At 52.7% G+C, this 23918-nt stretch carries 24 protein-coding genes; 10 read left to right on the forward strand and 14 right to left on the reverse strand.

The features are described from left to right. Positions 1-101: 101 nt before the first annotated feature. Entirely contained in the window at positions 102-2183 is a 2082-nt protein-coding gene (locus tag AArcSt2_RS11745; protein WP_250584847.1) for an alpha/beta hydrolase family protein, read from the reverse strand. Between the two features lie 102 nt (positions 2184-2285). Here AArcSt2_RS11745 and AArcSt2_RS11750 point away from each other — a divergent pair, with 102 nt between their 5' ends. The 5 genes from AArcSt2_RS11750 to AArcSt2_RS11770 all read left to right on the forward strand — a co-directional run bounded on the left by AArcSt2_RS11750 (position 2286) and on the right by AArcSt2_RS11770 (position 7093). After that, the gene (locus AArcSt2_RS11750; protein WP_250584849.1) at positions 2286-3065 is read left to right on the forward strand and encodes an inositol monophosphatase family protein; all 780 of its coding nucleotides are present in this window, start codon (positions 2286-2288) and stop codon (positions 3063-3065) included. Positions 3066-3268: 203 nt separating this feature from the next. After that, positions 3269-3961 (forward strand): YqjF family protein, encoded by a 693-nt coding sequence (locus tag AArcSt2_RS11755; protein WP_250584851.1) that lies wholly within the window; start codon positions 3269-3271, stop codon positions 3959-3961. A 106-nt stretch (positions 3962-4067) separates the two neighbouring features. After that, complete coding sequence (locus AArcSt2_RS11760; RefSeq protein WP_250584853.1) at positions 4068-4811, forward strand: DUF7260 family protein; 744 nt, start codon at positions 4068-4070, stop codon at positions 4809-4811. Between the two features lie 96 nt (positions 4812-4907). Further along, the gene (locus tag AArcSt2_RS11765; protein ID WP_174653392.1) at positions 4908-5366 is read left to right on the forward strand and encodes a PH domain-containing protein; all 459 of its coding nucleotides are present in this window, start codon (positions 4908-4910) and stop codon (positions 5364-5366) included. Continuing rightward, a complete protein-coding gene (locus tag AArcSt2_RS11770) occupies positions 5363-7093 on the forward strand; it encodes a PH domain-containing protein (RefSeq protein WP_250584855.1) in 1731 nt (576 codons plus the stop codon). The genes AArcSt2_RS11765 and AArcSt2_RS11770 overlap by 4 nt, the downstream gene beginning before the upstream one ends. Here AArcSt2_RS11770 and AArcSt2_RS11775 read toward each other — a convergent pair. The 4 genes from AArcSt2_RS11775 to AArcSt2_RS11790 form a co-directional block, all read right to left on the reverse strand. Continuing rightward, positions 7048-7410, reverse strand: coding sequence for a VOC family protein (locus AArcSt2_RS11775; RefSeq protein WP_250584857.1), 363 nt, complete (start codon positions 7408-7410; stop codon positions 7048-7050). The genes AArcSt2_RS11770 and AArcSt2_RS11775 overlap by 46 nt on opposite strands. Before the next feature lie 43 nt (positions 7411-7453). Further along, a complete protein-coding gene (locus tag AArcSt2_RS11780; RefSeq protein WP_174653395.1) occupies positions 7454-8104 on the reverse strand; it encodes a bifunctional 4-hydroxy-2-oxoglutarate aldolase/2-dehydro-3-deoxy-phosphogluconate aldolase in 651 nt (216 codons plus the stop codon). 61 nt (positions 8105-8165) lie between these two features. Beyond that, on the reverse strand, positions 8166-8927 hold the full coding sequence (locus AArcSt2_RS11785) for an ABC transporter permease (RefSeq protein WP_174653396.1): 762 nt from the start codon (positions 8925-8927) through the stop codon (positions 8166-8168). Continuing rightward, positions 8924-9892 carry an ABC transporter ATP-binding protein gene (locus AArcSt2_RS11790; RefSeq protein ID WP_250584859.1) on the reverse strand — a complete coding sequence of 323 codons (969 nt, stop codon included), beginning with the start codon at positions 9890-9892 and terminating at the stop codon, positions 8924-8926. The genes AArcSt2_RS11785 and AArcSt2_RS11790 overlap by 4 nt, the downstream gene beginning before the upstream one ends. 82 nt (positions 9893-9974) lie before the next feature. Between AArcSt2_RS11790 and AArcSt2_RS11795 the strand changes: the two genes are divergently transcribed. Next, entirely contained in the window at positions 9975-11438 is a 1464-nt protein-coding gene (locus AArcSt2_RS11795; RefSeq protein WP_250584861.1) for a molybdopterin-dependent oxidoreductase, read from the forward strand. 63 nt (positions 11439-11501) lie between these two features. After that, complete coding sequence (locus AArcSt2_RS11800; RefSeq protein ID WP_250584863.1) at positions 11502-12518, forward strand: aldo/keto reductase; 1017 nt, start codon at positions 11502-11504, stop codon at positions 12516-12518. Between the two features lie 6 nt (positions 12519-12524). Here AArcSt2_RS11800 and AArcSt2_RS11805 read toward each other — a convergent pair whose 3' ends face one another. The 4 genes from AArcSt2_RS11805 to AArcSt2_RS11820 form a co-directional block, all read right to left on the reverse strand. Next, positions 12525-13508 carry a Gfo/Idh/MocA family protein gene (locus tag AArcSt2_RS11805; RefSeq protein ID WP_250584865.1) on the reverse strand — a complete coding sequence of 328 codons (984 nt, stop codon included), beginning with the start codon at positions 13506-13508 and terminating at the stop codon, positions 12525-12527. Between the two features lie 3 nt (positions 13509-13511). Further along, positions 13512-13748, reverse strand: a complete 237-nt coding sequence (locus AArcSt2_RS11810; protein WP_174653401.1) for an Rdx family protein — start codon at positions 13746-13748, stop codon at positions 13512-13514. Between the two features lie 65 nt (positions 13749-13813). Continuing rightward, on the reverse strand, positions 13814-14497 hold the full coding sequence (locus AArcSt2_RS11815; RefSeq protein ID WP_250584867.1) for a DUF7546 family protein: 684 nt from the start codon (positions 14495-14497) through the stop codon (positions 13814-13816). Between the two features lie 15 nt (positions 14498-14512). Then, the gene (locus AArcSt2_RS11820; RefSeq protein ID WP_174654599.1) at positions 14513-15868 is read right to left on the reverse strand and encodes a heme o synthase; all 1356 of its coding nucleotides are present in this window, start codon (positions 15866-15868) and stop codon (positions 14513-14515) included. A gap of 177 nt (positions 15869-16045) precedes the next feature. On the opposite strand from AArcSt2_RS11820, the gene coxB reads away from it, so the two are divergent. Beyond that, a complete protein-coding gene (coxB, locus tag AArcSt2_RS11825; RefSeq protein ID WP_174653402.1) occupies positions 16046-16768 on the forward strand; it encodes a cytochrome c oxidase subunit II in 723 nt (240 codons plus the stop codon). Positions 16769-16925: 157 nt separating this feature from the next. Here the strand turns inward: coxB and AArcSt2_RS11830 are convergent, their stop codons facing one another. Both AArcSt2_RS11830 and AArcSt2_RS11835 read right to left on the reverse strand, forming a co-directional pair. Then, on the reverse strand, positions 16926-17366 hold the full coding sequence (locus AArcSt2_RS11830; RefSeq protein WP_174653403.1) for an FAD synthase family protein: 441 nt from the start codon (positions 17364-17366) through the stop codon (positions 16926-16928). After that, entirely contained in the window at positions 17363-17839 is a 477-nt protein-coding gene (locus AArcSt2_RS11835; RefSeq protein ID WP_174653404.1) for a Mov34/MPN/PAD-1 family protein, read from the reverse strand. Before AArcSt2_RS11835 ends, AArcSt2_RS11830 begins: the two co-directional genes overlap by 4 nt. 106 nt (positions 17840-17945) lie before the next feature. Between AArcSt2_RS11835 and han the strand changes: the two genes are divergently transcribed. Next, entirely contained in the window at positions 17946-19847 is a 1902-nt protein-coding gene (han, locus tag AArcSt2_RS11840; RefSeq protein ID WP_250584869.1) for a Hef-associated nuclease, read from the forward strand. Between the two features lie 17 nt (positions 19848-19864). Here han and AArcSt2_RS11845 read toward each other — a convergent pair whose 3' ends face one another. Then, entirely contained in the window at positions 19865-21547 is a 1683-nt protein-coding gene (locus tag AArcSt2_RS11845; RefSeq protein WP_250584871.1) for a phospholipase D-like domain-containing protein, read from the reverse strand. 52 nt (positions 21548-21599) lie between these two features. After that, positions 21600-22895, reverse strand: coding sequence for a HEAT repeat domain-containing protein (locus tag AArcSt2_RS11850; protein WP_250584873.1), 1296 nt, complete (start codon positions 22893-22895; stop codon positions 21600-21602). Positions 22896-23098: 203 nt separating this feature from the next. Here AArcSt2_RS11850 and dpsA point away from each other — a divergent pair, with 203 nt between their 5' ends. Continuing rightward, complete coding sequence (dpsA, locus tag AArcSt2_RS11855; protein WP_250584875.1) at positions 23099-23644, forward strand: DNA starvation/stationary phase protection protein DpsA; 546 nt, start codon at positions 23099-23101, stop codon at positions 23642-23644. A 61-nt stretch (positions 23645-23705) separates the two neighbouring features. Here dpsA and AArcSt2_RS11860 read toward each other — a convergent pair whose 3' ends face one another. Further along, positions 23706-23882, reverse strand: coding sequence for a hypothetical protein (locus tag AArcSt2_RS11860; RefSeq protein WP_250584877.1), 177 nt, complete (start codon positions 23880-23882; stop codon positions 23706-23708). Between the last annotated feature and the right edge of the window lie 36 nt (positions 23883-23918).

Genomic DNA, 23918 nt, shown 5'->3' on the forward strand with positions numbered 1-23918 from the left:
AATGCACCGCTACGCAGAGGCGATCGTCTGCGACTGACACGGTGCGGTTCACAGTTACAGTATGTTACGGTCCGGAACTTATACGTTTTGTCTTGCGTAGGCTATGCTTGTGGATCAAAGCGCTCGTACCACGAAATGAGCTCAGTGAGTCGATGGATCGCCCGATCGGGTGTGCCAATATTGTGATGCTCTTCGGGATACACAACCAGCTTGGCGTCAACGCCCTGCTTTTTTGCGGCGATATAGAGCTGTTCTGACTGGCTTGGTGGACAGCGCCAATCTTGGCCACCGGCGGTGACGAGAATCGGCGTTTCAATGGCCTCCGCATCAGTGATTGCGGATGAGGCATCAAACGCTTCAGGTGAATCCCACGGTGTCCCGTATTCGTTCGTCATCCAGACGTGGGTATCATCGGTTCCGAACGCCGATCGAAGATCATAGATCCCATGTTCCGGTGCCGCAGCAGTGAACAGATCCGGCTCTTGTGTGATAAGATATCCTTGCGCAATGCCACCGTAGGAGAAGCCATATCCAAATATGCGATCGGAGTCGACCCATCCGCGATTGATCACGTCCGAAACGCCAGCAGTGATGTCTTCGACCTCTTTTGTGCCCCACTGGCCGCGAAGCGCTTCCGAAAACTCGCGCCCAAACGAGGATCCACCACGGTAGTTCGGTCGAAGGACAACATATCCGCGGCTGGTCAGTGCTGCATGATCGAAGCTAAAGACTGGCTCATCGTAGGAGATTGGCCCACCGTGAACTGCAACGACGAGCGGATGTGGCCCATCGTCCAGCGTCACGTCTGGGTCGTGATAGACAATCCCCGAAATCTCGACACCATCTGATTCCCAACTGATTCGTCTGACTTCGGGAAAAGAAAACTCCGATCGAAGGTCGCGGTTTACATCGGTAAGGCGTGTTGGCTCGTCGGATCCAGAAAGTGCCTCGACAGGGAGTGTATACACATCTTGCCCCTCATTAGGGTGAGACAAGACCATCGCTGCGGTTCCCCCAGCAATACTGAGTTGGAGTGCTGCTCTGTCATCCCCTTGTGCGTCAAATACGCGATCGACCGTCGAAACATCAGATTGGTGCACCCCGATTTTGATTGGGCGTGTTTTCGCTTCATCACCAATGAGCGTATACAAGGTTTCCCCTCCGGCCCACTCCAGCGTTGCATTGCGTGCGACTGTTCGATCGAGGTCCGGCGTGACTGAGCGATACCCCTCAGCAGTAGACACACAGACTTCGCTTGGAACGCACCAATTTGTCGGATCGCCAGCCACAAATGCCAGTGTGCCACTCGGTGACCACGCGGGGGCGCTTGCAGTCACGTCGCTGTCTGTCTCTTTGTTGAGATTCGACCCATCCGGATCAATCGTATACAGATCAGCTACATACGTGTCGTCTGGGTTGTCCGTCCGACAGGACACAAACGCAATCCGATCGGTTGGGCCCCACGCAGGCTGTAATCCGGACAGCCCTTCCATAGCACCGCCACCGTATGTTTCATCCAACCGGGTCTCTTCGCCTGATTCGAGATCCACCACAAACAGATATGATGTGACTGTATCGAGGTAGCCGACACCGTCGAGTTTGTGTTGGAGTCGCTCGGTTTCGATTGGGCCGCCCTCTTTTCTCTCGTCGAGGTACGCCTGTTCGTCGTCTGTTGGATCACGAGCACTGATGACGAGGTTGTCGCCATCCGGTGACCAGTCAAACTCTCGGACGCCATACGCTCGATCGGTCACCTGACGAGCATCTCCACCGAATGTGAAATCAAAGAGCCACACCTGTGTCTCTGGCTCATCATCCGACGGTTGATCAGTCGCTTCATCATCGGCTTCCACTTCGGCTTCAGTTTCAGTATCGGATTCGTCATTCGAGTCACCGTCGCGAGTCCATCCAACTTGTCGATCGGTGGACTCCTCTCTCGTTGCAAGAAATGCAAGCCGATCGCCACTTGGTGACCACTGTGGTGCTGACGCACCGGAAACCGTCGTCAACTGGTGTGGTTCGCGTGAGCCGTCCGTCGATGTGACAAACAGCGATGAGATCGGCTCATCTTCGGACTGGTTGTACGCCGTCGCAACATATGCGACACGAGAGCCATCCGGCGAGACCGCGATCTCACTAATTTGAGTGAGATCATAGTACGCCTCAAGCGGGAGTGGTGTCATACACGCACCACAAAGCCGACTCCATTAGCTGTTCGGAGAGCGGCAGCGAATTCCGATTATCCGATCGACGAACTCATTAGATACGCTTTGTTGTTTTCTGGTATGTCTACGCCCTCACTTGATGAACTTGCATCGGTGGCTGAAACTGCTGCCCGTAGTGGCGGTACATACCTTCGCGAACAGTTTCGAAACGGAGTCGTTGATGCTGAGTTTGGAACTGATGATGTGAAGGCTCGAGCCGATCGCGAGGCAGAATCCCGTGTGTGTACCGTTATCGAAGAGGCGTTCCCAACGCACGCAATTCACGGCGAAGAGTTTGGGCTAAACGGTGCTGAGAGCGAGTATCTGTGGGTTGTTGATCCGCTGGATGGAACCAACAATTTTGCAAGTGGGATTCCGATGTTCGCAACTGCGGTTGCCGTGGTACACGATGGGGAGCCAGTCGTCTCTGTCATTTATGAGCCGCTCACGGAGTCGCTCTACACAGCAATAAAAGGCCATGGCGCAACATACAACGGTGAGCCATTCACTGCGTCTAGCGCGCTCCCAATCGAACATGCAACCGTTTCGTTTGTGCTAGGCATTGATGCGGTACGCGATGCGTCACTCACTCACACTGCGGAGCTGCTTGAAACCGAGTTCCGATCGTCTTGTAAACGGGTACTCCAAAGCTGGGCCCCATGCGTTGACTGGGGGCTTGTATCGCGTGGGTCGATCGATGGAATCGTTTGTTTCTATCCAGATATCTACGAGCAGCACGCTGGTGCCCTCCTTGCTGCAGAGGCCGGTATTCATGCGACAACGAACGAGCAATGGTATGTTGGCGCGGCTGAGAAGTCCGTTCACGATACGCTGCTTGAATTGACAACAAGGGTGCTATGAATCCAAACTGTTGTGCCGTATAGAAAAGGGGACTGCCCGTAGAATGGTATGTTGGGTGTGGGTTGAGTATTCACGGTGCGACGTATATCGCGCGTCCCCATTTCGACGAGAGCACACTATGAATAAATATCTTGTGGTGTGTCAAATATCGGCTACGGGGTGCTGAACCGATTGGTCAAGTGTGTGGATCACGTAGTATCTGTATGTTCTCACGACCCTCAAACCGCCTTCTTGAGATGACGTGGGAGGATGGGCTATTTATTCACTGGCCGGTTGAACCAGACACGATTGCGTCCACACTCCCCGACGGCCTCTCTGTTGCAACACATGACGAAGATGCATGGCTTGGTATTGTTCCGTTTGAGATGGCAGATATTCGTCCGGTTGGATCCCCGATCGGACGCTCATTCCCCGAGCTGAACCTCCGAACATACGTGGATGGCCCTGCAGGCAAAGGCGTTTATTTCTTTAATCTTGATGCAGCAGATCGTGTTGGTGTCCAGATTGCTCGTCGACTATTCTCGCTTCCATACTATACCGCAGAGATGGCGATCGATCGGTCCGAGAATGGTATCCGTTTTCAGAGCCGTCGGACAGAGCCATCAGCATCACCGGCCCGGTTTGATGCTACATATCGCCCCACCGGTGATGTGTTTACTGCGAGCGCGGGTTCGCTTGAAGCGTTTCTCACTGAAAACTATCGATTCTATGCACACGGAACTCGGCTCTATACGGGGACGATTTCACATGAACCATGGCCACTTCAGGATGCAATTGTCAATATAAAGTCAAATACATTATTTGAAGCGGCTGGTTTCACACACTCATCAGGTAACCCACATGTCACTTATAGCAAATCGATAGATGTGAGTGCAGGTAGGCCGAAAAAGGTGTAGCTATTTTTATTGACTATATACTCATATCCAGCGCTCTATTGGTTCACATAGCAGAAAATATAAAGAATACGATGGTTTTATCGACTGTGACAATAATGCACGCATAATGAGTTCCCACCTCGAACCCGCATATAATTGTGTGCGTGAAGAGCGGCGTCGGGTGGATGACGAACGAACCGCATTTAAAACATTTTTACGCCGTCTCGATCGAATTACTGTCGAATCGACAAACACACAGCTCTCACCTAGCGGGATGACTGTAAATACAGCTAATACAACCGGTGTTCCACCAAAATTGCAGTCCGCATATGAATCGACTGTGATGGCGGTTCCACACTACGATATTGATTATGACGAACCCTTTGAGGTTCATTTTGGGGCCGAGTTCAGCGACAAATTAACCGCTATGCTGTCCGTTTCGCCTGCATTCACACCACAGCTCCGCGGTGCTGTCATTGCAGGAGCACAAAAAAATTACAAAGAGCGTGCTGAGTTTGTTACTCGATTAGACCAAGAATTAGAGTCACTGCTCACAGCCCAGACCGAAGCCACGTCGATATATGAAAAAATCGAAGTAAACGATCATACCCCGTTGTCAAACCGATCGTTCAATGAGCTTCTTGCGTTGTATGCGCTCGTTTGTCGACAACAGGACCGGCTTGATGAGCTGGCGGTATCACGACAGCATACAATTGCCCGCGTCAATCATGGGATTAACAGCAACCTTGTCGATCTTCATACGTACCTGTACGATGAGCCAACATTCCCTGTGCTTGCAGCAATTGCTGAACTTGCAACAACGCTCCACACTGCACAGTCTCGGATTGAGCGTGAACTCATCTACCGATAACGGATTACCCTCTGGATGAACAACTGATATTTATACGCATCCGCTTGGTAGCAATAGTATGCTCGCTGTCTTGTCGGTAGCTGTGGAGGTACAGCGATGAAGTCGCTTCATCCACGCATTCGGATTTTATGGGTTGTCCGTGCAGTGATATTTGCAGTTATAATCGGTGCGATCGGTACTGCAGGTGCACAGACACTCGGTGCACCAATCTGGATCCCGATTATATTTGCTGTTTTGCTCCTCCTGCTTGGCGTTGTTCACTCACTGCTTCGATACCGAAAGTGGGGCTATGAGATCCGTGATGATTCGCTCTATCTCGAACGCGGTGTGCTGACTGAAGTCCGTACAGTGGTTCCGCTCGTTCGAATCCAACATGTTGACTCTCGCCGGAGCGCACTCGAACGAACTGTTGGCCTTGCAAGCACAGTTGTCTACACGGCCGGATCTCGTGGGGCAGATGTTCGAATCCCTGGCCTTGAGCCGGATACTGCATCGGATCTCCGTGAACGGCTTAAAGGGCTGGCAATCGAAGCAGATGGGGAGGATGCGGTGTGAAACTGTCGCCAATCTCGGTTCCATACCGCGCGTTCCAGAAGGGTTTTAGCCTTCTCATTATGCTCTTTTTTATTTCTTCAACGGGGGCTGGAGGGCTCGGTGGATCTGTACTCATTGTCCTTGGTGCGGTTGGAGTACTAGCCGTGACTGTTGGGTATGAACTGCTGTACTACCAGCGATTTTCGTATGTGCTTACAGACGACACGCTGGACATCCATTCGGGTGTTGTGAGCCGTCGCGATCGCGAAATCCCATATCGACGCATCCAGAATGTTGACGTGAGCCAAAACATTGTTCAGCGAGCGCTTGGTATCGCTGCAGTCAACGTTGAAACGGCCGGTGGAAGCTCCACCGAAGCAGTTATTCAGTATGTGACTGTCGATGCTGCAGAACAGCTCCAAACGGACGTTCGTCGGCTCAAACGACGAGAGCGGTCAGATACGGCTACAGATGAGGAATCAAAAGAGGCAGTTGCTCCCGATCGTGAGGAGCTGTTTTCGATCGAACCATCCGAGCTCGCCCTTGTTGGAGTGTTCTCTTTTGATCCACGTGTTGCGGGCATTATTCTCGCGGTACTTTCGGGTTCGATTCCGTTTGTCTCCCCTGCGCTTCCGGGGGATGCAACTGGGGTTGTCCTCTTCGTCTTGCTCGCCATTATTGGCGTCTCAATTATTGCGCTATCGTGGGTTGTCGGTGCAATCTCTGCGGTGGTCAACTTTTGGGGATTCACGCTTACGCGGACGGAAGATGAGCTACAGTATGAGCGCGGACTGCTCCAACGATACAGTGGGACGATTCCATTCGATAAGATCCAGACAATCACTATCGAAGACAACCCACTCAAACGGCAGTTCGGCTATGCAACACTCGGCGTTGAAACCGCAGGATATGCGCCAGGACAGGCCGGATCTCGTGGCAGTGAGGCTGCGGTCCCGCTTGCGACGATCGATCGGGTTCACCGACTTGCACATGAGCTAGAGGAGTTTGGTATCCCTGAATACACCCGCCCACCGAAGCGAATTCGCATTCGGTACTTCATTCGGTATGTGATGGCGATTGCAGTTATTTCCGCAGTTGCCTTTGCAATCACATGGGTGTACAATATCACCTTCCCATGGTACCTCCCCCTGATTGCGGTCCTACTCTCGCCTATTGCTGCACACTACAAATGGCTCCACCGTGGCTACTGGCTCGGTGACGACCACCTTGCAGCGAGAAGCGGATTCTGGACACGACAGGCAAAAATCGTCCCGTACTACCGAATCCAGACGGTCATTGATAGCCGGACCATCTTCCAGCGTCGATGGGATGTTGGAACGGTTATCGCGGATACTGCAGGCTCGCTCTCCGTACTCGGCAATGATGCTGCTGCGATCGACATCGACGAGCAGGAGGTTTCAACGCTCCGTGAGGAACTCAACGATCGGCTTCAGGCGTCACTCCGAAAGCGAGAACAACAAAAAGCACAAGAGCGCGAACAACGTCGACTGCGAGCAATTGAACAACAGAAAGCACAAGCGCAGGGAGTTGACGTCGCCGAACCAGCCTCATTTGAGTGGGCCTCCCCCGTTGACACCGATCCGGAATCAGCGTCACCAAAACCAAAACCAAAACCAAAATCAATCGACACCGACTCACTCACACCCGCTATTACACCAATACCTTCGAGTGAGGATCAACATCAGTCCGACACCGATGAATCAACCGAGTCGGATACAAACACCTGAAACTCGACTGTCCGATCGTCGGGATCCGTTGCAAAGAACTGATAGATATTGTATGTCTCATTGAGATGTGGCGTTTCGATCGCCGCGTCACCGACGATTGAGTGCATCTCATCAACCGCTGCTTTTGAGTCGTACACAAACGTCAAGATACTACACGAATCAGTTTGCTCACGATCGCAGAAGCCGAATAAGAGATTTTCGTACTGTAAAATGGTGCAATCCGGCTGTTCGAGCCAAACCGTTGCACCGATCGTCTCTGTATAAAATCGAACGACTGAATCGTAATTTTCGGTTGCATAAAACACAATCCCGGACATACAACACCCACACCGCCGGATTTAAAAACTGTTCCGAGAGCAACTATTCCGATCGTGCCGCTTCGACCGCATCCGAGAACTGCTGTGCGGTCTCGGTAATCGCTTCGAAATCGCCACGATCGATCGCATCATAGTCAATCAATGAGCCGCCAACACCAACTGTTGATGCACCAGCGTTGATGAACTCGCCTACATTCGCTAAACTAACCCCACCGGTTGTCATGAGTGGCACCTGTCCGAGCGGCCCTTTAATTGAGCTAATATGGCCTGGACCAAGCGTTGACGCAGGGAACACTTTCACAACATCCGCACCGGCCTCGTATGCGGTGATCACTTCAGTCGGTGTCATCGCACCAGGCGCGACAACGGTTCCATATCGATTACACAGATCGACAACATCCTCGTGGAAGCTTGGACTCACTACGAACTCCGCCCCAGCAAGCGTCACTGCACGGGCCGTCTCCGCATCAAGTACCGTCCCAACACCAAAGATTGTCTCATTACTGTCGAACGAGCCAGTCACGTCTTTGAGCATATCAGTAACGCCGGGCGTATCTGCTGTCAGCTCGATCGCGGTCACACCACCGTTTTTGAGGGCCTCTGCAACCTCGATAATTGTATCTGCATCTGCCCCACGAAGCACCGCAACGACCCCACTCTCCTCAATCCGCTGTAGATCCGCTGATTTACTCATTCACGTGTAGTTATTTCGTCGACCCTCTTAAGCGTCGGCGGTCGACCGCTGTGAACGACGCCTAATCTGTCTGTGGAATCGCGTACGCACCGATCGCAAAAATAACACCCGCGAGCCCAGCTAAGATCGCGATTGACGGAAACAGCGTATCACCTGCCGCGGGGAATGTCACTGCACGAACGCCCCGTGAAAAGTAGGTCAACGGTGAGAGTTCGATCGCGGGGATAAACCACGTTGGAAGCAGTTCAAGCGGAATGAACGTATCCGAAAGGAACAACAGCGGTAGTGCGATCGTGTTGCTTGCTGCGACGGCTCCATCTTGGGAATCAGAGAGCCGGCCAAGAATTGCACCCACCCCACAGAATAGGATGACACCTAAGACAATCAGTGGGATGAGCCACAGCAGCTCGATCGTGACTGGGAGCGTTGCAGCCGTAATTGCAACGACAAGTCCCAAGATGAGGAGGCTTGCTAATCCAATGATTGCGATGTTAACCAGTGTTTGTGCCAAGAGCCACTCCGCACGCGTAAGTGGCGTTGTGGCAAGCTTTTCAAATCGATTTCCATCTCTGTATCGGGCAACTTCACTGCCGACACGCGAGAGCGGTGTGAACAGAACTACCGTTGCAAGATAGCCCGGAATATAGTATGCGGCGGGCTCAGCAAACAGCCCACCTTCGGTTGGCTGCGTCCGCACAAGGGCACCGAAGATAACAACCAAAATCACTGGGAAAAAGAAGGTGAAAAAGACAGCCGTCCGGCGTCGAAGGAATGAGTGCCAGCCGGCAGTCGCCTCTGCCCTGATACGTCGAATGCGGCTCATTGTGTCACCTCTGTCTCTTCAGCCGCTTGCTCTTTCACAACGCTCGCACCGGGTGTGAACGTCCCCTCGAACGTTTCACCCGTGAGTTGTAGATACACATCTTCGAGCGTTGGCTCAGTCCATGTCAGCGAATCATACTGTATGTCTGCCGTATCGATCGTTTTGATAACTGCTGAGATGTCGATCGGTGAGACGTTATGAATGACAACTTCGGAGACGCCGCTTTCGACCGTATACCCGCTCTCTGTCAGTACTGAGACTGCGCTTTCGAGTGCTTTCTCTGCAACTTCGATCACGAGCCGGCTTGTACCACCATGTTCCTGAATGAGTGTGTCCGGCTCTCCAACGGCAACGAGTGAGCCATTTTGTAACAACCCAACCCGATCGGCCAACTGTTCTACCTCATCCATCGAATGGCTTGTTAAAAAGATCGTGGTACCATTGGCGGCAAGCTCCTCAAGCAACCCCCATAATGCACGTCGGCCTACTGGATCGATCCCAGTTGTAGGCTCATCGAGAAATAACAGATCCGGTTTATTTACAAGCGCAATTCCCACACAGGCTCGCCGTTTCTGTCCGCCAGACAGCTTTTCGTACCATGTATCTGCAGACTCAGCTAACCCAACGGAATCGAGAATGCTCTCTGTCTCTTCCGGTGCATCGTACAACCCACCGTAGTATGCAATCAACTCACGCGCGGTGAGCCGCTCGGGCGGCGTAAAGGACTGTGGCAACAACCCAATTCGATCGCTTTGTACTGACTTGGGGGATTCACCAAACACAGTCACCGTTCCTTCGGCATCAGTTGTCCCAGTAAGTGCACGAATGAGTGTTGTTTTCCCTGCCCCGTTCGGCCCAATAAGCCCGAATATCTCGCCCGTTGAAACCGATAGCGACACACCATCAACCGCGACTGTGTCACCGTACGATCGACGAATATCGTCGGCAACAAGGACCTCGCTCATAGCTACTTCTCTGAACGGTCCAGACCTAAGAATTCTGTTTCCACTGGCAAACCAATTTAGCGACGGCACTCCACTGGACTGTATGGACCGATCGAAACTGGTGACTGCTGGCTTTGCGTCACTGCTTGGTGTCTGTTGTGGCGTCCTTCTCACCGGAGTTGACGGTCTCATTGAGCCACTGTTTCGGGTTGCAGTGCTGTACGCACCCGCAATCGTTGTCAATACTGTGCTTGGAATGTTAGATAGCGGTGCTCGAACGCTGCTGTCTGTCGCCTCTGCGGTTGGGTTCACGGCCATCCTCTTTTTGTTGGTCGCGATCTCGCTGTGGGCCGGTGGTCGTGAGCGCCGCGATCCATGGGGTGCGGCGATCGTCATTACACTTAGTGTTTCGTTCATCTACACTGTCTTACTTACTGGTCGGGCACTCCCTGCGGTGGGCGTTGCTGGAGGTGTGTTTGCAGGCGTTCTTATTGATCCGGGACACGCGATTCGGCGCGGGGCACCCGAAAAAGACCGCCGGCGAAGATTCCTTCGAACGGTTGCTGGCACTGCAGCCGCAGTCCTTCCAATCGGCGCGTTTGGAAGGTACCGTAACCGCGACCCACCGCCGATCGACGCCGTTGATCTTCCTGGAACCGCACAAAGTGACGTTTCGGAACTGCTTGAGCAAGCACACGCGCGATCGTTCTCGCTTCCCGGCTCTCCGGATCTGATCAGCGACATTGGGGAGTTCTACACGGTGGATATCAATCGGCGACCGCCTGTTGTCGATCGTGATCAGTGGACGCTTTCGATTACTGGTGCTGTTGAGCAGTCCCTCACCGTCACATTCGATGAGTTAGTAACCGAACCGTTGCTGACTGCACCCGCAACGCTCCGCTGTATTGGCGATACACTCAACGGCCCACTGATGGATACTGCTGTCTGGACCGGTGTGGAGCTCGCTTCGCTGCTCGATCGAGCAGGTGTGGTTGGTGAGCATGCGGTTGTTCGCGGTGCCGATGGCTATTTTGAGCGGCTCCCCCAAGAGACGCTTGAAACCGCGATCGTGGCCGTTGCAATGAACGGTGAGACGCTACCGAGAGCACACGGCTACCCTGCGCGGCTTGTCATTCCCGGGAGCTGGGGAAAAATCAATACGAAATGGGTGACCGAAATTGAGATCCTAGCCGAACCCGGTGACGGATACTGGACGAACCGCGGCTGGAACGGAACCGCCCCGATGCAGATCGTTGCGAAACTGTGGTCGATCGATTCAGACGGAGACACAATCCGGATTGGCGGCCACGCATATGGTGGAGACACCGGTATTTCACGGGTCGAAGTCTCAACAGATGGCGGACACAGATGGGATGATGCGAATCTCTCAGCGCCAGTTACAGACGACGACGCTGTTTCGCGCCAGTGGGAGTATTCGTTTACACGTACTGACGATACACACGAGGTTGTGGTTCGGGCGTACGACCGGTCAGGAAACCGCCAAGAGCAACCCACAGCCGATGCATTCCCTGATGGACCCACCGGATGGGTCACGGTCGAACTCTGAGGATGCTGCGGTCTGGTTTGTGGAGACCCACACAGTGAAGGGATAAACTGGCGTATATGAAACATGGACTCTCGACAACTCGGTGCGACAGGTACACGCGTCTCTGAACTCTGTTTCGGGACCTGGCGATTCGGCCGCCGGACCGGTGGCGTTCTTGAAACCTCACAAGAGGATGCCCACGAGCTACTCTCTGCGTTTGCCGATCGTGGTGGGAACTTTATCGACACCGCCAACGTGTATGGTGACCCAAACGGGACAAGTGAGCGTTGGATTGGGAACTGGCTTGAAACACGTGACAGATCCGACTACGTGATCGCGTCAAAGGTCTACTTTGGCTTTGACCCGGACAATCCAAACGGCTCTGGGCTTTCGCGAACACATATCAGAAACCAGATTGACGGGACGCTCGATCGGCTTGACACGGATTATCTCGATCTCTACTACATCCACCGCTGGGACGAGAACACGCCGATCGAAGAGACACTACAAGCGCTCAATGGGCTTGTTGAAGACGGTCGGGTGAACTATCTTGGAGCCTCAACGATGGCTGCATGGCAACTCACCAAAGCGCTGTGGAAAAGCGACGTGAACGACTACGCACGGTTCGACGTTACACAACCGCTATTCCACGCCGCCTACTATGAGGACGTTGCTGAATATCTTGATGTGTGTGCGGATCAAGAGATTGCAGTCTGTCCATATTCGCCGCTTGCTGGTGGCTTTTTGACTGGCAAATATGAGCGGGATGATCCCGATGACCCGAAATCGGTCCGCGCCCCGGATGGCTCACGCGGTAGTTTTGATGAACGATTCGAACGGTTCTATCTCTCTGCTCGTGGCTGGTCCGTGCTCGAAACAATCCAGACGATCGCAGACGACGTTGGTGCAACACCACCACAGGTTGCACTTCGATGGCTGATGGACCAATCCGAATTTACGTGTATTCCGATCGTCGGTGCACGAACGATCGACCAACTGGACGAAAACGTTGTTGCAGCCGAGATTTCATTAACAGCAGACCAACACGATCGGATCACCGACGCGCGTTACGATGAAGACGGGAACATCATCAAAACATAGCTCACACTACCCGAAGTAGACGGTCTCTCCCTGTTCTGCTGCTTCGTATGCACCAAGCGTTAGCTTTGCTACGTTGAGTCCGTCTTCAGCTGGAATTTTAAGCGCTGCGTCGCCGTTGATAGCGTCGATCGTATTCTGCAGTTTCCGCTTGGTAAGGGTGTCAAACTCCGGCTCTTCAATATAGTGTGTTGTCGTCTCTCCGTTACTCGTGTGCTCGATCGTCTCTCCATCAAAGTGAATCACGCCATCTCGGCCGAAGATTCGGATCGACTCACCGGGGGCAGGTGTCGATTGGCCGGCACCACTGACGCTGATGCTCGCAGTGATTGGTGTCTCGTCTCGTTCGAGCGACACTGCGAGCGCGCTGTTCACATCAACAGCAAGTCCGTACGCATCGACTACTGCTGCAACTGCGTTCGGTGTGCTTCGAGTGGTCCAAAGCACTGCATCAAGCAGGTGTGATCCAGAATCAGAGAGCTGTCCACCACCCGAAAGCGCGGGGTTCCCACGCCACGAGGCAGCTGCGAACTCGAACCATTTTTGCTCGAGATGACAGCTGATTGTATGTGGCTCACCGATCGACCCCTCATCAATGAGTTCTCGAATCGTCTCATACCGTGGGTCGAAATGACGCTGATAGCCGACTGACAGGACAAGGTCTGACTCCGCTGCGAGCGCGATTAACTCTTCACCATGAGAGACGTCTGTGACAAACGGTTTTTCAACATGTACGTGCACGCCTTCGTTTAGACAATCTTTGATTCCCTGATAATGCAGCGTATGTGGAGTGACAATGTTTGCAAGATCCGCATCTGTCTGTTGCAGCAGTTCCTCGTGCGTTTCAAACGTCGGACAGCCAAACTGGTCGGCAAATAGTTCACGGGCATCTGGCGATGGGTCCGCTCCACCAACAAGTGTGACCCCCATCTCATCGAGAACTGCTGCTTCGCCACGGCCAAGATCGCCGAGCCCAATTGCAATAACGTCCATAAATTAGCTCTGAAGATATGGTTTCACACGACGAACGATCGCATCCACATCGTAGTCGTCCGCTGTCTTATCAAATATAACCTCACCATCTGCCCGGACAACAAAAATGCCATCATCGCCTGTCACAAGCGAGACTCGATCGAGCGATTCTCCAAACTGCCGCAACAAGGCTTCCTGAACGTCTTGGGCCCGATTTAACATGCCGCACGGTACACAGTATTCAATTTCTACAGCGGTCATCTACTACTCTCTCACAGTTCGATAGGGAAAAAACGTCAGTAACGAGCAACGATTGTTGTGTCTCGCTATTGATCGCGCCCGCTGAGCAGTGAGGTGAACGTTGGACGCCAATAGAGCAACCCAACGGTGAGCAAGAAGACGCCTGTTGAGAGTTCGTACGAGAGTTCCAGTGCTGAAGCAGCAAGTACGGAGCCACCACCAAACAGTGACGACGCAACGATCGCAATGATCGGCCACGAGCAGGAAACACATGTAAACAGGCCAATGACTGCCGCCTTTGCGGACGCTGCTGTATCAATAACTGCGGCATACACAAGGTATGCCAGTGCAATGTACCCAATTACATACGCAGGCATGAGTGTAATATTGATGTAGTAGCCGCTGTAGAGCGCCGCTGGACCCCACCCTGGTGGGAGCATCCCGATTCGTGCACCGGTTGCGGCATCACCGACACCGAAGCTAATGAGCCCGCCAGCAATTGCAAGCAGTCCAAAATAGCTCGCTGCAATTGCGATCGCTCGTTTTCTGACCGACGCATCAACTGGTCCAACGTCAATGTTGGTCAAAACCCAGACACCGACGTTGACCCAAATCAGCCCAAATAGTGTGAACTGGTACGATCGCACTACATTATCGGTCAACGTCACATATGCGAACACTGCAAGTAGCTGTGTGTTGATAAACAGGCCCCAGTAGAGCCATTTTGACTCCGGTATTGGGATCGAAATTGCGTTGCTATTGTTGCTCATTAGTTCGATAGCTACCTAGAATGCCAATCCTTCGAAAACGATTGCAAGGAGTACCACGCCAAGATATGCATTCGAGGCATGGAACGCACGGAACGCAGCAGACTCCGTCTGCTCGTAGTGGAGTCGAACAACCATCCATAGGAATATCCCGCCAAAGACAACCCCTGAAACAACGTATATCCAACCAAGTGTGCTCGAGGCAGCAAGGACCGCGGCTGCAATGAGTGTTGCACCCAGGTACCAAATAATGTGGCGTCGCGTAGTTGTTTCACCCCGCACGACTGGCATCATCGGGAAGCCACCACGCTCGTAATCGTCTTTGTATGCAAGCGCGAGGTTATAGAAGTGCGCCGGTGTCCACAAGAAGATGAGTGTTGCCAAGAGTATCCCCCCGAGACCGATCTCGCCGGTGACTGCTGCCCAGCCGATCAATGCCGGAAGCGCACCTGCTGCACCACCGATCACTGTGTTCTGGACGGTGTTTGGTTTGAGTATTAGTGTATACACGATACTGTAGAAGATGATCGCGGTCAGCCCGAGAATCGCAGCTAACCAGTTAATCGTCGCAAAGAGTCCAACTGAAATAACGGTCAAAAACAGTCCAAAGGCGACTGCGTTTCGAACCGGGACAAGATCGGTTGCGAGCGGCCGATCGTTTGTTCGCGCCATTCGTCGATCGATATCCCGCTCAAGGACGTGGTTGAACGTTCCTGATGCACCGATCGACAACGATCCTGCAATCAGCGTTGCAGCAACAGTGTATGTCGTGAGCCCGGGGCCACCTGCAAGCGCCATTGCGGCTGCGGCAACGAGACAGAGTAACCACATGAGACGTGGCTTCATCAACCGGAAATACGCATTGATAGTGGCTTTCGCTCGTGGAATTGGATCCGTTGGGATGTGTGGTGTGTGTTCTTCCGGTGATGGAAGCGCTTCACTCGGCTCTAACGTTTCATTTTCTGGTCTGTCGTTTGGATCGCCTGTTTCTGCTTCGAGCCACCATGCAAGTCCTGCAAGCAGTGTTCCAAAGATGGTAATACCAACAATCAGGTGGACCCCAGAGAGATATGCTGGAACCGAGCCGGTTGCGACTGCAGCTCCAACGCCGGCTTGAATCGGATACAATACGGTTGCGATCGTAATAACTGCCTTCACTCGCCGGCTCGTCTCGCTACGCCATGCAAACACTGCTGTTGCAACGACCGCGATTCCAACCAGGAAGGCGACTATGCGATGCCCGAATGCAATCCATCCATCTGTTGTTGCTGGCAGCTCCCATCCCGAGCCGCAGGCTGGCCATGCCGTACAACTAGCCGCTGCGTCAGTTAATGAGGTTGCGGCCCCTACGACAAGCAGTAGATAGACGCCCATTGCGGTTGCCGCAAGCACTCCAGGAAATCGATCGGGCGTTCGCGTCACTACTAGAGTGGTTGGCAATCGGGCTATTTATGCCCCCCGTTTTGCTGCTGTCTCGACCATCATGTGTATCGGTTCGATCGTCTGGAGTCAGTAGGTATTTACGGGGGCCTTTCTAAGACAGGAACAAGCATGAGAGCAAAGCGTATTGCGCTCGTTTCGTTCCTCTCAGTTGCCTTCCTTGCGCTGCTGGCACAGCCAGTTGCTGCACAGTCGGTGACTGCAGACCTCATCAACGAGCTCAACAACAAACTCCTGTATGTGGCGATTCCGATCACGCTTCTTACGCAGATTATTCTCATTTATGCGGTTGTGAAGTTCCGCAAGAATGAGGAACCAAAGCCAACGAAAGAGAACCGTAGACTCGAAATTACGTGGACTGTTGCAACGGCAATCATTCTCCTTTTTGTTGGGATTGCCTCCTACGGGGTGATGGCTGACGAGAACGTGACCTTCACCGACGAGGAGATCGCTCCAAATGAAAACGATGTGTTGGTTGAGGCGGAATCATACCAATGGGGGTGGAACATGTACTACCCGGAACACGATCTCGAAGTTGGTGCTGATGAGGTTGTGATCCCAAAAGACCAGGACATATACTTTGAAATATATGCCGAGGACGTGATACATGGATTCCACGTTCCTGAACTTGGCCTGAAAATGGATGCCTTCCCAGATCAGACTGGTGTGTTGAAAACAGTCGTTAACGATGAAGGCACATACCAGGGCTACTGTTCGGAGTACTGTGGCTTGGCACACTCACAGATGTACTTCACAATTGAAGTCGTAAGCCAAGAAGAGTACGATGAGTGGCTCGAAGAGCAGATTGAAGAACAGCACGGCGAAGACGCCTAATTTCGGTTTTACGCTTTCAATTCTTTTATTCTCATTTCATTATACAATAGCGTACTGTTTAGCTTTTCACGTAGTACGTGACGGCGCTCACGCTGTGCGACAGATTATAGAAAGGCAAGGAGAAAGCCACGACGCCAGTCGTGGGTGGACGTCAATGCTATCGTCTTTCAGAAAGAATCCGATCGATAATCTGGCCTGTTGAGAGCAATTCGGTCTCATATTGTGGCTCCCGGCCAGATGCACGTTCGAGTGCACACTCGATCCCTCGCTTGGCGAGGGCTGCACCGATCGCGTCTTCATCGTGATGCTGGTCGTAGCCAAGTACGATCACATCTGGATCAATCCGCTCGATCGGCACAAAAATATCCTCCGAATCACCGAGATGTGCCTCATCAACAACTTCGAGTGCGGAAACCATATCTCGCCGTTGCCGATCGGAGAGGATCGGTTTTGCTTTGTGTGTCACATTGTTTCGGCGAGCAATGATCACATGTAACTCGTCGCCGTATGAGGCGGCATTTTCTAAATAGTGAATGTGGCCTGGGTGAAGAATATCAAACGTCCCTTGTGCGATCACACGTGTTGGTTCGCCGCTCATAACTCGCGATCGATATCCTCTTGTGTGAAATCAAAGAACTGCTCTTCAGGAAGTTCAACATCTAACACGTCTAGTGTTGTCTGTTGACCACTATTATCAAATGCTTTCCAATCCCCCCAGCCATACGGTGCGCCAACGATGATGTGGACGTCACCACTCGTGAACGTCGCCAAATCAGCGTCACTTGGACGGAGAACACCACTCGGATGTGAGTGCACAGAGCCAACAGATTTGATGTCATTTGGAATCATCGAGGACTGAACGGTCGCACTCGTTGCGTTCGATCGCGTACCAGGGATGATAAGCACATCCGTGATTACCTGTCCCTTTCTGTCCAAACCGAGTTTTCTTGAATCTTCTGCACGAAGCATTCCCATATACTCGTTTGGGTGTGTCTCCTCGGATGCCTCAAGCGCAAATCGAAGCGTATCACGTGCAATGCCGAGTATCTCCTTCGATCGAAACAGCCGCATTGTGCGTATATCCGGTCGGACTGTGTGTAAGACTTCCGAAACCACCGATCCAGTGTGGCGAACGGAGATAACAAGCTTAACACGTCGGTCTGTCTAACGAACCATCATGGCAGATAATTCCGCCGGGGATTCCGGCGCTGGAGACGACACACAAGCTATCGTCTTCGATCTCGCTCCGGATTGCACCCTCGAGGATGTCGAGGGTGGAGCGAACTACCATGCCGTTGTAAACGGTGTGGTCGACTACGGCGTCTTTGTTGATATCTCCGATACGGTTTCCGGCCTTGTTCACGAATCGAATCTTGAAACAACCCACAGCGTAGGTGATCGACTCGTTGTTTCGCTTGATGAAATCAAGCCGAACGGCGATATTTCATTTACAGTCCCATCGCTGTCGAACTACCAGACTGAGATTGTCGAGCACGAGCCAACGATCGATTCGATCGCATCCTTGGTTTCGGGCTCAGATACAACCATTCAAGGGGCGGTTGTACAGATCAAACAAACTGGTGGTCCGACACTGTTCCATATCGCAGACAACACTGGTATCTTGATCTGTGCTGCGTTCGAAGATGCAGGCGTTCGAGCATATCCTGAGGTTTCCCTCGAAGATATTGTCCGCGTTTCAGGGACTGTCAGTACGCACGATGGTATGAGACAGCTTGAAGCTGATTCGATCGACATTCTCACTGGCGACGCCGAAGCGGACGTCAAAGCCGACCGAGAGGAATCGATCGCAGCACGCGCTGAGCCTGCTGATCTCGAGCCGCTCATCGAGTGGGATGCATTTGAGCCAATCTACGAGGATCTCCGAGCGGTTGCAACGCTGCTTCGTCGGACTGTTCTTGAGGGGCGTCCAATCCGTGTTCGCCACCACGCAGACGGGGACGGAATGTGTGCATCGATACCCGTGCAGTTCGCGCTTGAAAACTTCATTGCATCCGTTCATGAGGATGCAGATGCGCCGCTACATCTGTTCAAGCGGCTTCCGAGCAAAGCGCCATTCTACGAGATGGAAGACGTGACACGCGACCTCAATTTCGCACTAGAGGGGCAGGCACGACATGGCCAGAAACTTCCATTCCTCCTGATGCTCGATAACGGATCAACTGAAGAGGATGTCCCTGCATATGAGAACCTTGCACACTACGATATCCCGATCGCAGTGATTGATCATCACCACCCGGATCCGGAAGCAGTTGAGCCACTCCTTGACGCCCATGTCAATCCATACCTGTATGGCGAGGATTATCGGATTACCACTGGCATGATGTGTGTTGAGTTGGCCCGACTGATTGATCCAGCCATCACTGAGGACCTTCAGCATGTTCCTGCCGTTGCTGGGCTCTCGGATCGATCGAAAGCCGAAGCAATGCAACGCTATCTTGATTTAGCACAGGATGCAGGCTATAACGAAACTGATCTTCACAATATCAGTGAAGCGCTTGACTATGCCGCACACTGGCTCCGATACAGTGAGGGGAAAGCGCTTGTCAACGATGTCTTAGATGTCAACTGCGACGATCCAGACCGACACAATGAGCTTATTTCGTTCCTCTCAACGCGTGCTGAGAAAGATGTTGCTCGCCAACTTCGCGCCGTTGACCCACACGTTGAGCACGAGCGACTCGACTCCGATTCACACCTCTATCGAATTGACCTGGACGACTTCGCACATCGATTCACCTATCCCGCACCGGGGAAAACAACTGGAAACCTCCACGATACGAAAGTCAAAGAGACTGGTGAACCTGTGATTACGATCGGCTATGGGCCTGATTTTGCGGTGCTCCGATCAGACGGTGTCAGACTGGACATCCCACAGATGGTTACAGAGCTTAATAATGAGCTTCCGGGAGCTGGCGTCTCCGGCGGCGGTCACCTTGTTGTTGGCTCGATCAAGTTTGTCAAGGGTCGACGCAAAGCAGTCATTGACGCACTCGTCGAAAAAATGGCACAGGCAGAACTTGATGAGGCGCTTTCAACGACGGCACTGATCGACGACTAAATCACATCCAGTCGTTTTTATTCGGCGAAAATGATCGATCGATGAGCATACGCGATCGTTCCGATCGCAATCAGCCCAATCAGTATGAGCACACCACCCTCCACGTACCGAACTGTTCGCTCATCGTGTTTGTCTGTTTGCCAGTCAGCAGCGAACACAGATCGGTAATATGTTGCCACCTCGGCGCTCTCGATCTGCACTGCAACCTCACGATTTTCTCGGGCCGAATTATCGTTCCAGTTGAGGCTCCCAACGATCGTCGTATTATCTACAACGAGTCCTTTCGCGTGAATCTTGCCGTACCTTCCGTTTGGCTCATCAACACGCACCGCTAACGGATAGTTACCTGCATCCGCCTGCCGATTCATGTGTGCCGCAATCGCGTTGTTTTCCTCATTGCTGTACCATGCATCCGAAAGCAGTATTTTAACATCGACACCCCGTTTTGCGGCCGCAACCGCAGCACGGACCATCCGCTGTTGTGGGCTGGCAAGCTGTGGCTGCATAATCAACACTTCGTCTTCAGCCGATCGAAGCATTTTGACGACTGCATCCTCTGCATTACCCGGTGCGGTGAGGACAGATACTTGATCGGCGGTATGTTTTTTTGCTCGGTGAGCGGTTTCAAACTCACCCGCGGCGACAGGCTGTTCAGTAGTGTCTATTTGTGTACGGTACGTCTCCCATGAAACCGTATCTTTCCAGCCCGTATCATGGTGGTACACGGTGTAGAGTTCATTGGCGGTCCGGTTATTCTCAATTCGTACTCCCCACCCCCGGCTCTCCTTCCCACCCGTCCCTGCGGGCTTCCAATTTTCTGTCAGTACAACCGCATTATCATCTGCGATCGCATACTTTGGGTGATGGAATCGGAACCGGCTCCGATCACCACCAAGAACGTGTACAGTGACACCTTCTGCAACAAGTGTATCAAGCACCGATTTCTGCTGCTCGCTTACGCCTCCGACCGGGTTTCCATCAACAAGAACAGATACGTTTGCACCCCGATCGTGTGCCTCAACCAGCGCTTTGGCAGCCGTCCATGACTCAAACGTATATGCACCAATATGGACGCGATCGGTCGCAGTTGCAATCGGTTCAATCGGCTGGGCTGGCGTGTCTGGAAGAACGAACGTCTCAACGGTTGCGGGTCCAGTATTGACTGTTTCACGGAGTGTGAGTCCTTCTGGAATCCATTGTTGTGATGCATTCCGGTGCCAGCGGTCGCCCTCTGTCGCACGGTCATAGGCGATCTTATCGACCATTTTTCCGTCCCGCTTGAGCGTCAGCGTCTCCCCATCCTGCGAAAGGCGGAACCGAGACGCCGTTTCGTACACTGGATAGCGTGTGATATTTTGTGTGAGGTGTGGGTCACGAGTGACTGCGATCGGTCCAGTGTGATTGCGTGGGAGTGACACAGTTGAGACCCCATCTGTGAGGGTCCAATTTCCCGGCTGTGCGAGTGTCACAACGACATATTCGCCCCGATTTTGTGGAACTGGCAGGTTTGGATAGACTTTGATAATTGCTGAGTGATTTTTTGTCCCAGTTTCCGTCTCTGTCTCAATCTCGGCTTCTGTTACGTTTCCACTCTGTATTGCTGGTGACTCCAGTGCAAAGACTGGTGTCGATCCGATCGTCCCTAGACCGACTGCTAGCAGGCTACAGACAACGGCGAGCACAAGCGCGTTCGATCGCACACGCTCTCTGGCTCGGATTCGTATAAAAATCTATGGCGATGGACGGTCTGATCTACGCTGATGGTGCGACTGCGTTCAGCTCTTTTGTTGCCTTCTGAATCTCGGTATCGACAACAAACGCATCATCCGACTCGAGATCGACAACACGCTCGAGTGCGCGTTTCGTTCCGATCTGCCTGAGCGCCCATGCAGCGCTTGCCCTGACATTCGGGTTCTCATCTGTCCGGAGTGTATCTGCCAGTGGGGCGATCGCACGAGTATCACCGAGCAACCCGAGTGCACGCGCCGCGTATGGTCGAACGTTGTCATTCTCCATAATGAGTTTGTCAGCAAGCGGCTGGGTTGCGTCGGTATCGCCAATCTCACCAAGTGCCTTGAAGACTACCTTCTGTAGTCCAGGGTTCTTGTCGGTATCAACGTAGTCGATGAGGGTCTCGACTGCCTCTGCTGCCTGCATCTTGCCAAGGATCGAAATTGCGAACTGATCGCGCTTGTTTGCTCGCTGAAGCATCGTCTCGATCGCTTCGTCAGTTGCGGCTCGTTTGCCCATTCGTTCGAGTGACTCGAGACAATGGCGCTCCATGAAGTCCGACTGAAGACTATCAAGCGCAAGTAGAATCATATCGACGTTCCCACGCTTTTCGTGCTCTTTCAGCGCAGACCACTCTGGTGGGTAGTCTTTGTAGTGTCCGAGCACATCGTAGTAGCCCTCTGCTTGGAGCTGTTCGTACGTTTCGAGATCATCCCACTCTTCGGCAGCATCAACAGCCGATGCAAGCTCATCCGCAGCTTCGACGAGTGCCTCGATTGTGTCTGTATCCTCGTCAGCATCGAGCTCTGCGGCGTTGATCGTTGCGACGACGTCTGCCAAGGCGTTTGTTGCCTCGTCTACGTCAACAACGTCCGGGTCAAAATGATCATCAAGCGCTTCACCTGCTGCAGTAGCAAACGTCTCTACTGCGGTCAACACGTCTGGCTCCCCTGCGACGGTCCATCGTGTCTCTTCAACCGTCTCTGAGACCTCCTCGACAGTCTCGATAACATCGGATGCGTATGGACCGCGCTGGGATTCCAACTCATCACGGAGACTGCTCAGACGACCTTCGAACGTCTCGTTTGGATCATCTTCGTCCTCGTCATCCGGTACTGGGAGTTCAGATGCCTCGAGATCGGATTCGATCGCGTCCAACGCTGCTTCGATCTCATCGAGGTCCGCTTCTGTCTCTGCGTCTTCAATCGTCTGTGCTGCTCCATCAAGCCGTTCGATAAGGCTCTCTTCGGAGACGGACTCGGCATCCGAATCAGTCTCGGCGTCGGTCGGCGTCTCCTCATCCTCGCCGTTGCTCATATGCTGGAAACTGGGTGCGACTGTCCTAAGAGCGTTTCCCTTTGCGTACCACAGCTGATTGCTGTGACAGCAGTGCCCATGCTCTCTTGGATGCTGAACCACGTATCCGATCACAACGCAAAAAGAAAATTATTTTCTAAAAAGAAAAATAACATTTGTGATAAAGCATCTTTAAGTGCCTGTAGTACGAACATTGAGTTGCTATGAGCACCCAAAAAACCGTTCGGAGGCAAGCAGGCTCAGTTGAAGAATCATCGCTTCGTCTTGACGAAGAGAAAGCCTCACAAATTATTGAGGCGCTCAATACGGACCTCGCAAATGCGTACGTTCTGTATCACCAGTTGAAAAAGCACCACTGGAACGTCGAAGGTGCAGAGTTCCGTGACCTGCATATCTTCCTTCAGGAAGCATATGAGACGATCGAGGAAGGCGCAGATATCATTGCAGAGCGTGCACAAGCGATCGGTGGTGTCCCAGTGTCTGGCATGTCAAACCTTGAGGAGCGAGCAACAGTCACGCCAGAGGACGAAGATGTCTACAGCGCTCGAGCGTCACTCGAAAACGATCTTGAAATGTACGGCGACATCATCGAAGGAATGCGCGAGCACATCCGCCTCGCAAACAATCTCGGCGACTACGCGACTGAGCAGCTACTCAAAGAGATCCTCGTTGACGTTGAAGAGGATGCCCACCACATCGAACACTACCTTGAAGACGACACGCTCGTTGTCGAAGGTGCCCTAAACTAACTCACAACCACACAGAGTACTAAAACAGCCCCACACGGCGTTCTATCTTATTTAACCGAAGTTACTGTTTGAGTGTAACTGTATGATCGGTCGCAATCCACCCGTCGCAGTTACCCTCTTCTGTAAATACGAACCGATCCGGTGAGGCACGGAGCGCAGAGATACAGGGGACCGTGTCTATGTTTTGAGATGGTTCCCGAGTTTCCTCGCAGTTTTCACGAGTATCCGATGCAGGCATGTATGGTGTTAGGTTCGCCTAAACTAAAATAGGTTT

It is taken from the genome of Natronocalculus amylovorans, from assembly GCF_023638035.1.
GTDB classification, from domain to species: Archaea; Halobacteriota; Halobacteria; order Halobacteriales; family Haloferacaceae; genus Natronocalculus; species Natronocalculus amylovorans.

Bases quoted from the DNA above. Each gene is read 5' to 3' on its own strand.
- coxB (WP_174653402.1), top strand. From the start codon at position 16,046: ATGAGAGCAAAGCGTATTGCGCTCGTTTCGTTCCTCTCAGTTGCCTTC.
- AArcSt2_RS11805 (WP_250584865.1), bottom strand. From the start codon at position 13,508: ATGGACGTTATTGCAATTGGGCTCGGCGATCTTGGCCGTGGCGAAGCA.
- AArcSt2_RS11830 (WP_174653403.1), bottom strand. From the start codon at position 17,366: ATGAGCGGCGAACCAACACGTGTGATCGCACAAGGGACGTTTGATATT.
- AArcSt2_RS11775 (WP_250584857.1), bottom strand. From the start codon at position 7,410: ATGTCCGGGATTGTGTTTTATGCAACCGAAAATTACGATTCAGTCGTT.
- AArcSt2_RS11760 (WP_250584853.1), top strand. From the start codon at position 4,068: ATGAGTTCCCACCTCGAACCCGCATATAATTGTGTGCGTGAAGAGCGG.
- han (WP_250584869.1), top strand. From the start codon at position 17,946: ATGGCAGATAATTCCGCCGGGGATTCCGGCGCTGGAGACGACACACAA.
- AArcSt2_RS11850 (WP_250584873.1), bottom strand. From the start codon at position 22,895: ATGAGCAACGGCGAGGATGAGGAGACGCCGACCGACGCCGAGACTGAT.
- AArcSt2_RS11765 (WP_174653392.1), top strand. From the start codon at position 4,908: ATGAAGTCGCTTCATCCACGCATTCGGATTTTATGGGTTGTCCGTGCA.
- AArcSt2_RS11785 (WP_174653396.1), bottom strand. From the start codon at position 8,927: ATGAGCCGCATTCGACGTATCAGGGCAGAGGCGACTGCCGGCTGGCAC.
- AArcSt2_RS11795 (WP_250584861.1), top strand. From the start codon at position 9,975: ATGGACCGATCGAAACTGGTGACTGCTGGCTTTGCGTCACTGCTTGGT.
- AArcSt2_RS11860 (WP_250584877.1), bottom strand. From the start codon at position 23,882: ATGCCTGCATCGGATACTCGTGAAAACTGCGAGGAAACTCGGGAACCA.
- AArcSt2_RS11790 (WP_250584859.1), bottom strand. From the start codon at position 9,892: ATGAGCGAGGTCCTTGTTGCCGACGATATTCGTCGATCGTACGGTGAC.
- AArcSt2_RS11755 (WP_250584851.1), top strand. From the start codon at position 3,269: ATGTTCTCACGACCCTCAAACCGCCTTCTTGAGATGACGTGGGAGGAT.
- AArcSt2_RS11815 (WP_250584867.1), bottom strand. From the start codon at position 14,497: ATGAGCAACAATAGCAACGCAATTTCGATCCCAATACCGGAGTCAAAA.
- AArcSt2_RS11750 (WP_250584849.1), top strand. From the start codon at position 2,286: ATGTCTACGCCCTCACTTGATGAACTTGCATCGGTGGCTGAAACTGCT.
- AArcSt2_RS11820 (WP_174654599.1), bottom strand. From the start codon at position 15,868: ATGGGCGTCTATCTACTGCTTGTCGTAGGGGCCGCAACCTCATTAACT.
- AArcSt2_RS11800 (WP_250584863.1), top strand. From the start codon at position 11,502: ATGGACTCTCGACAACTCGGTGCGACAGGTACACGCGTCTCTGAACTC.
- dpsA (WP_250584875.1), top strand. From the start codon at position 23,099: ATGAGCACCCAAAAAACCGTTCGGAGGCAAGCAGGCTCAGTTGAAGAA.
- AArcSt2_RS11780 (WP_174653395.1), bottom strand. From the start codon at position 8,104: ATGAGTAAATCAGCGGATCTACAGCGGATTGAGGAGAGTGGGGTCGTT.
- AArcSt2_RS11745 (WP_250584847.1), bottom strand. From the start codon at position 2,183: ATGACACCACTCCCGCTTGAGGCGTACTATGATCTCACTCAAATTAGT.
- AArcSt2_RS11835 (WP_174653404.1), bottom strand. From the start codon at position 17,839: ATGCGGCTGTTTCGATCGAAGGAGATACTCGGCATTGCACGTGATACG.
- AArcSt2_RS11810 (WP_174653401.1), bottom strand. From the start codon at position 13,748: ATGACCGCTGTAGAAATTGAATACTGTGTACCGTGCGGCATGTTAAAT.